The sequence below is a fragment of the Streptomyces mauvecolor genome, from assembly GCF_039532965.1.
GTDB lineage: Bacteria > Actinomycetota > Actinomycetes > Streptomycetales > Streptomycetaceae > Streptomyces > Streptomyces violascens.
The window spans coordinates 1-515 of the sequence record NZ_BAAASQ010000058.1; the positions used below are offsets into that span (position 1 = coordinate 1).

Sequence of the window (515 nt, forward strand, 5' to 3'; positions counted from 1 at the left end):
TGTCCCTCCCCTCGTAGCGTGGAGTCCGTGATTGCAGGGGAAGTTGGAGTTCATGGGGTCCAAGCAACGGACGTATACGCCTGAGTTTCGTGAGGGTGCTGTACGCATTGTGATCGAGACGGGGAAGCCGATCCCGGAGGTCGCCGAGGAGCTCGGAGTGCACTCCGGCACGCTGCACAGCTGGGTGTCGCGGTGGCGCCGCAACGGGTCGGCGTCGTCGGACCGACCGGCCGAGCCCGCGCCGGGCGGACGGATGCGCGAGGCGGAACGCGCGGAGCTGGAGCGGCTGCGGCGGGAGATGAGCGAGAAGAACAAGCGGATACGCGAGCTGGAGATGGAGCGTGACGTCCTCAAACGATGCATGGTCCTCTGGGTGAAGTGACCGAGGCCGACCCGGCCGCCCTGGCCGCATTCATCGGTAACCAGAGGACCGAGCACCACGTCCCGCACCGTGTGGCCTGCAGAGTTCTGGGAGTGTCGGAGTCCTGGTTCTACAAGTGGCGTGACAAGCCCAC

The 515-nt window shown here is 66.0% G+C and carries 1 protein-coding gene; it reads left to right on the forward strand.

What is annotated here, in order from left to right:
* Nucleotides 1–52 precede the first annotated feature (52 nt).
* Nucleotides 53–382 carry a transposase gene (locus ABD346_RS38195; RefSeq protein WP_344380922.1) on the forward strand — a complete coding sequence of 110 codons (330 nt, stop codon included), beginning with the start codon at nt 53–55 and terminating at the stop codon, nt 380–382.
* Nucleotides 383–515 lie beyond the last annotated feature (133 nt).

Coding starts and splice junctions, on each gene's coding strand:
- ABD346_RS38195 (WP_344380922.1), top strand. CDS start 53: ATGGGGTCCAAGCAACGGACGTATACGCCTGAGTTTCGTGAGGGTGCT.